General features: G+C 38.8%; 6 protein-coding genes, 8 tRNA genes and 1 rRNA gene. All 15 read left to right on the top strand.

Annotation, left to right across the window (positions count from 1 at the left end; genetic code table 11):
* Positions 1–45 precede the first annotated feature (45 nt).
* Entirely contained in the window at positions 46–996 is a 951-nt protein-coding gene (locus RCJ95_RS08130) for a PP2C family protein-serine/threonine phosphatase (protein ID WP_337976679.1), read from the top strand.
* Positions 997–1,059: 63 nt separating this feature from the next.
* A complete protein-coding gene (locus RCJ95_RS08135; protein ID WP_004232057.1) occupies positions 1,060–1,392 on the top strand; it encodes an STAS domain-containing protein in 333 nt (110 codons plus the stop codon).
* Positions 1,392–1,862, top strand: coding sequence for an anti-sigma B factor RsbW (gene rsbW, locus RCJ95_RS08140; RefSeq protein WP_016993413.1), 471 nt, complete (start codon positions 1,392–1,394; stop codon positions 1,860–1,862). The genes RCJ95_RS08135 and rsbW overlap by 1 nt, the downstream gene beginning before the upstream one ends.
* A complete protein-coding gene (sigB, locus tag RCJ95_RS08145) occupies positions 1,840–2,625 on the top strand; it encodes an RNA polymerase sigma factor SigB (RefSeq protein WP_221681407.1) in 786 nt (261 codons plus the stop codon). The genes rsbW and sigB overlap by 23 nt, the downstream gene beginning before the upstream one ends.
* Before the next feature lie 135 nt (positions 2,626–2,760).
* Positions 2,761–4,932, top strand: a complete 2,172-nt coding sequence (locus RCJ95_RS08150; protein ID WP_446722113.1) for a Tex family protein — start codon at positions 2,761–2,763, stop codon at positions 4,930–4,932.
* 67 nt (positions 4,933–4,999) lie between these two features.
* A complete protein-coding gene (locus RCJ95_RS08155) occupies positions 5,000–5,461 on the top strand; it encodes a SprT family protein (RefSeq protein ID WP_053996974.1) in 462 nt (153 codons plus the stop codon).
* Positions 5,462–5,552: 91 nt separating this feature from the next.
* Positions 5,553–5,629, top strand: a tRNA-Asn gene (locus RCJ95_RS08160).
* Between the two features lies 1 nt (position 5,630).
* Positions 5,631–5,702 (top strand) — tRNA-Glu (locus tag RCJ95_RS08165).
* Between the two features lie 30 nt (positions 5,703–5,732).
* Positions 5,733–5,808: transfer RNA gene (locus tag RCJ95_RS08170), tRNA-Asp, on the top strand.
* Positions 5,809–5,813: 5 nt separating this feature from the next.
* Positions 5,814–5,888, top strand: a tRNA-Gln gene (locus RCJ95_RS08175).
* 15 nt (positions 5,889–5,903) lie between these two features.
* Positions 5,904–5,976 (top strand) — tRNA-Lys (locus RCJ95_RS08180).
* A gap of 66 nt (positions 5,977–6,042) precedes the next feature.
* Positions 6,043–6,128: transfer RNA gene (locus RCJ95_RS08185), tRNA-Leu, on the top strand.
* Positions 6,129–6,146: 18 nt separating this feature from the next.
* Positions 6,147–6,223: transfer RNA gene (locus RCJ95_RS08190), tRNA-Arg, on the top strand.
* A gap of 17 nt (positions 6,224–6,240) precedes the next feature.
* Positions 6,241–6,314, top strand: a tRNA-Gly gene (locus RCJ95_RS08195).
* Between the two features lie 197 nt (positions 6,315–6,511).
* Positions 6,512–6,841, top strand: a 16S ribosomal RNA gene (locus RCJ95_RS08200); the annotation flags it as partial.

Genomic DNA, 6,841 nt, shown 5'->3' on the forward strand with positions numbered 1-6,841 from the left:
CTGAAACAATTAGAAGCTCAGTATAAAAAAATATTAGCAGATTATATGGTCAACCAAACAGAAAAAAATTTATATATCGCTCAGAACTTCACACGTCAGTTAATTCAAAAAAATATCTCTCCCGAGGATGTTATTAGCATTCATAAAAATGCTGTAGAACAAATATTTCCGAATCAAATGAACGACTCACAGCCTGCTTATGATTTTTTGATTGAAGTAATGGTGCATTATGGAATGGCACATAGAGAGCATCAAAGTTTACTTCAAAAGCAAGCTGAATATGAAATGGAAATGAAAATAGCGACAAACATCCAAAAAACATTATTGAAAACTTATGTGCCGAATATGCAAAATATTGATATAGGTATGATTTCAGTACCTATTCGAAAAATGAACGGCGATTATGTACATTTTTTTCATGATGGAGAAGAATATTTGAGTGTGGCTGTGACAGATGTTGTCGGTAAAGGAGTTCCTGCTGCTTTATGTATGTCGATGGTGAAATATGGACTTGAAACATTGGTATATGCATATAAAGATCCCTCATATGTTTTAGAAGTTATTAATAGGGTAATAGAAAAAGGTGTGGATGACAGTATGTTTGTTTCGATGTTTTATGGTTGCTTAGATGTAGAGCAAAACATTTTTTCTTATGCTTCGGCAGGCCATGAACCAGCATTACATTATAGTGCAAAGAACGATCAGTTCTTTACCTTAGAGGCTAAAGGTTTACTACTGGGTGTATTGTCTGAAACAAACTATACGTTTCATGAAATTGTTTTAGAAGAAAATGATTTGATTATTATGATGACCGACGGTGTGACAGAATTTAGAGTGAAAGAGGAATTAAATTCGCGAGAGGTAATCACAACTTTAATAAAGGAAAATAGACATTTATCTGCCCAGCAATTGTGTCAGCTCCTTTATAAGGAAATAGAGAGAGTGCAAAATTTTAAACTATTTGATGATTTTACTGTAGTTATTTTAAAAAAATAGGTTTAAGTTTTAATTGAACAGGGTATAGAAAATAGTCTAACAAATATGGTGGAGGTGTGCTGTATGGACGTAACGATACATTTTAAAGAAATTGATCATAAATTATTTGGCTTTGTTGAGGGTGAGATTGATACGTTTACTGCTTCAGGATTACGAGAGGAATTAGAAGCTGTAAAGATTACAGAGGGTTTAGAAATTGAACTTGATTTATCAAAGGTAAATTACATGGATAGTACAGGGCTTGGGATTTTTGTTGCCTTTTATAAGAGAGCATTACGTGAAAATGGTAAAGTAAAGCTCGTTGGTTTATCGAATAGGTTACAAAGATTATTTGAAATTACTGGTCTTAGTGATTTGATGGATATCGAAACTGATAAAAAGGTGGAATTAAGATAATGAAGGAATTTGACTATATTGAAATTAGAGTTCCTGCTAAACCGCAATTTGTCAGTGTCATTCGATTAACTGTCTCGGGCTTAGCGAGTAGGATTGGTTTTAATTATGATGATATTGAAGATTTAAAAATTGCAGCAAGTGAGGCTGTGACAAATGTTGTTCACCATGCTTATAAAGACGAAGAAGAGGGTGAAATTGTCATCGGGTGTGCGCTGTATGACAATAAAATGGAAATGATGATTGCAGATTACGGCAATAGTTTTAATTTTGAAGAGATTAAATCTAAGATTGGGCCGTATCATCCTGAAGAAAGTATTGCAGGGCTAAGAGAAGGTGGTTTGGGGCTTTATTTAATGGAAACTTTGATGGATGAGGTGATGATCAATAACGATGGTGGCGTAACTGTCTTCATGACAAAGTATGTCACTAGGGAGCAGGTGGAGAAAAATGTCGAAAGAATCACTACATAAATCTTCATCTAAAGAAGATGTACTTAAGTGGATTGAATTGTACCAGTCAACAGAGGATGATGAAGCACAAACCAATTTAGTGATTCATTATCGATATCTAGTTGAATCTATAGCTCGTAAATATTCGAATGGTAAATCTTATTATGATGATATTGTTCAAGTAGGGATGCTGGGATTGTTAGGTGCAATAAGACGTTTTGATCCGAATGTTGGTCGTAGTTTTGAAGCTTTTGCGGTGCCAACAATTGTTGGGGAAATCAAACGTTTTTTACGTGATAAAACATGGGATGTGCATGTGCCTAGACGTATAAAGGAACTTGGGCCGAGGATTAAATCAACGGTGGAGGCGCTGACAAGTGAGTTGCAGCGTTCTCCATCCATTAAAGATATTGCTGAACGATTAGAAGTAGCAGAAGAAGAGGTACTAGAAGCTATGGAAATGAGCCGTAGTTATCAAGCTCTTTCTATGGACCATTCGATAGAGTCAGACTCAGACGGTAGTACAGTCACGTTATTCGATATTTTAGGCAGGGAAGACGATGGCTATGAAATGACAAATAAACGAATGATTGTTCAAGATGCGCTGGTCGTTTTGAATGAGAGGGAAAAACAAATTATTCAGCTTACATATCTAGAGCAACTTAGTCAAAAAGAAGCTGGAGAACGATTAGGGATTTCTCAAATGCATGTATCGAGGATACAAAGGAAAGCAATAAAGAAATTACAAGAGGCTATTCTAGCAAGTGGCGGTGTTTCGCTCTAATCTTTCGTGGGTGTTTAATGAAAAATACCTTTAAAGTGAATGGAAATAGTCTACTCATATTCGTCTGAGTAGACTATTTTTTTGCATTTTTAGTAAAGTGTAATGGTAAAATGAAAAGAAAAAGGTAGTGATGATGTGGAGCAAAAGCAAATGTTACAGCTCATTGCAAAGGATGTAACAGTCAAACCAGGGCAAGTAGAGGCTGTAATTAACTTATTAGAAGAGGGAAATACGGTACCATTTATTGCGCGCTATCGAAAAGAGGTTACAGGATCACTCGATGAGGTGCAAATTAAAGCTGTAGAAGATCGTTATCACTACATACAGCAACTTGAACAACGAAAAGAAGAAGTTATACGATTAATCCAAGAGCAAGAAAAGCTTACACCAGAATTAGAGCAGGCTATTCTTTCTGCAACAATCTTACAACGTGTTGAGGATTTATATAGACCTTATAAGCAAAAACGACGTACAAAGGCGACGATTGCAAAAGAGAAAGGTTTAGAGCCTCTTGCAGATCTCTTATTAGCATTTAGTGATGATGCATTAGAGCAATTAGCAACTGACTTTGTGGACAATGAACAAGTTGCCAATACGGAAGAAGCCCTAATAGGAGCTCGAGATATATTAGCAGAACGCTTTGCGGACGATGCCTCTATTCGTGAAAAAATCCGAGCTTATTCATGGAAAGATGGAATTCTTGTGACGTCTGTGAAAAATACAGAAATCGACGAGAAAAATGTTTTTGAAATGTATTACGCATATGAAGAGCCTGTTAGTCGCATTGTACCACACCGTATTTTAGCGATAAACCGAGGAGAGAAAGAAGAAATCTTAAAGGTTTCTATTCATGTGCCGGTGGACCGAGTATTAATGATTATGTGGAAAGAATGGATACCTGCAACTGGTTCGTCTCCTGCTATTGCAGAAGTTAAACTAGCAATCGAGGATTCGTACAAGCGTTTAATTCAGCCTTCAATTGAAAGGGAATTACGAAACGAGCTTACAGAAAAAGCTGAGGCACAGGCTATTCATATTTTTTCCGAAAATTTACGTAACCTATTGCTACAGCCACCTATGAAAGGTAAATATGTTTTAGGGGTTGATCCAGCTTACCGTACAGGTTGCAAGCTAGCAGTTGTAGATGAAACTGGGAAAATGCTTGAGGTTACAGCTATTTACCCACATCCACCGAAACCAGATGTAGCAAAATCCAAAGCTATTGTAAAAGGAATTTTGGCAAAGTATCCAATAAGTATAATTGCCATTGGTAATGGTACAGCATCTCGAGAGACAGAACAATTTATCGCGGATGTATTAAACGAGCTTACTACTGACATAGCCTATGTGATTGTCAATGAAGCGGGGGCATCTGTTTATTCAGCGTCTGAAATTGCACGTACAGAATTTCCTGATTTACAGGTTGAACAACGTAGTGCTGTCTCCATTGCACGTCGTTTACAGGATCCTTTATCAGAGTTAGTGAAAATTGAACCAAAAGCTGTGGGTGTAGGTCAGTATCAGCATGATGTTTCTCAAAAAAAATTAAATGAATCACTATCTTTTATAGTAGAAACTGCTGTTAACCAAGTTGGTGTTGATGTAAATACGGCTTCATCATCACTCTTACAATACGTTTCTGGTCTATCAAAAACTGTTGCGGAGAATATCGTAAAGACGCGAGAGGAAAATGGTCAATTTACTACACGTGCGCAATTAAAGAAGATTCCAAGGTTAGGCGCCAAAACGTATGAACAAGCTATTGGTTTCCTACGTGTCCCAGAAGCAAAAAATCCGTTTGATGCTACAGGTATTCACCCTGAGAGCTATGCTCTTGCTGAGCAAATATTAGCAGAGGCTCAAATAGATAAAAAAGAGTTAGGGACACAGAAGGCAGAGGAAGCTATTGCAGCACTAAATATCCAAAAGTTAAGTGATGTGCTGGGAGTAGGAGTCGTGACAATTCAAGATATCGTGGATACTTTAATGAAACCTAGTCGTGACCCACGTGATGCATTCCCACAACCATTGCTTAAGACTGATGTTTTAAAAATGGAAGATTTAAAAGTAGGTATGGAATTGCAGGGAACGGTAAGAAATGTAGTAGATTTCGGCGCATTTGTTGACATTGGCGTGAAGCAAGATGGACTTGTGCATATTTCTAAACTCCAAAATAAACGTATTAAGCATCCATTAGAAGTTGTGGCGCTTGGGGATATTGTAACTGTCTGGGTTGAACAAATAGATGTAACGAAAGGACGTATCTCTTTAACGATGCTTCCACCTAAAAATCAAGTATTAGTTTGAGTACTAAATTTTTGCCACACTGTCTATACTACGCAGTGTGGTATTCTTGTTGTTAGAGGTGATTACTATGGACAATCAAGAATTACAAGAGCTTGTTCGTCGCTTATCTTTAGAAAACTTTCAGAGGCCATTTCTGCATCAAGCCTACTTTAATGCGAGATTACGTTCAACGGGAGGACGATATCTTTTACAATCCCATAATATTGAGATTAATCCTAAAGCCTATGAGTTATATGGTTTGGAGGAAATTCAAGGTATTGTTTTACACGAATTATGCCATTATCACCTACATATTGAAGGTAAAGGGTATCAGCATCGAGATAAAGATTTTAGAGAATTATTAAGGAAAGTAGATGCCCCCCGATTTTGTGCAGTTTTACATGTCCCTAAAGCTACAGTTAAAAAACAGCGACGACGCTATACATATACTTGTGTCAATTGCCACCAATTATATATACGGAAAATAAAAATGAATGTTGAAAAGTATTGTTGCAGTAAGTGTTTGGGGAAATTAAAATTAGTGGAGTAAAAAAAGTTTGAAAAATAGTTGACGTTTTGTTGAGTTGTCCCTATAATAGTAAAAGTCGACAAGATAACGGCGACAACATAACATGAATTATTCCGAAGTAGCTCAGTTGGTAGTAGCACCTGACTGTTAATCAGGTTGTCGCAGGTTCGAGTCCTGCCTTCGGAGCCATGGCCCCTTGGTCAAGTGGTTAAGACACCGCCCTTTCACGGCGGTAACACGGGTTCGAATCCCGTAGGGGTCATTTTTCATAATTTAATGTATATAATATTTTGGTCCCGTGGTGTAGCGGTTAACATGCCTGCCTGTCACGCAGGAGATCGCCGGTTCGATCCCGGTCGGGACCGCCACTTATTGGGGTATAGCCAAGCGGTAAGGCAACGGATTTTGATTCCGTCATGCCTAGGTTCGAATCCTAGTACCCCAGCCATTCATTTCTTAATTCGAGCCATTAGCTCAGTTGGTAGAGCATCTGACTTTTAATCAGAGGGTCGAAGGTTCGAGTCCTTCATGGCTCATCTCTTTAAGAAAAAGAGTTGACTTTTCGAATTATCATAGTATAATAAAAAAGTTACTAATCGAATGCGGTCGTGGCGGAACGGCAGACGCGCTAGGTTGAGGGCCTAGTGGGGGCAACCCCGTGGAGGTTCAAGTCCTCTCGGCCGCACCAAGTCAATTAATTTCATATGCGCCCGTAGCTCAATTGGATAGAGCGTCTGACTACGGATCAGAAGGTTGTGGGTTCGACTCCTGCCGGGCGCGCCATTTTTAAGAAAATATATGCGGGTGTAGTTTAATGGTAAAACCTCAGCCTTCCAAGCTGATGTCGTGAGTTCGATTCTCATCACCCGCTCCAAAAAAAGTGTTGACAACCTCTTGGTTGTATGATAAATTTAAATAGTTGTCCAAAAGGGTAACGACATGAACCTTGAAAACTGAACAAGCAAAACGTAATCAATAAAGTTTTAAGTAGCTAGTTTAGCTAGTGAACGAAACACAATTTTGGACATCAAACATGATGCCAGCAAAACAATTTGAGCTAATCAAATTTCTTTTATGGAGAGTTTGATCCTGGCTCAGGACGAACGCTGGCGGCGTGCCTAATACATGCAAGTCGAGCGAACAGAAAAGGAGCTTGCTCCTTTGACGTTAGCGGCGGACGGGTGAGTAACACGTGGGCAACCTACCCTATAGTTTGGGATAACTCCGGGAAACCGGGGCTAATACCGAATAATCTCTCTTGCTTCATGGCGAGAGACTGAAAGACGGTTTCGGCTGTCGCTATAGGATGGGCCCGCGGCGCATTAGCTAGTTGGTGAGGTAACGGCTCACCAAGGCGACGATGCGTAGCCGACCTGAGAGGGTGATCGGCCACACTGGGAC

The organism is Lysinibacillus sp. BSL11, assembly GCF_052928325.1.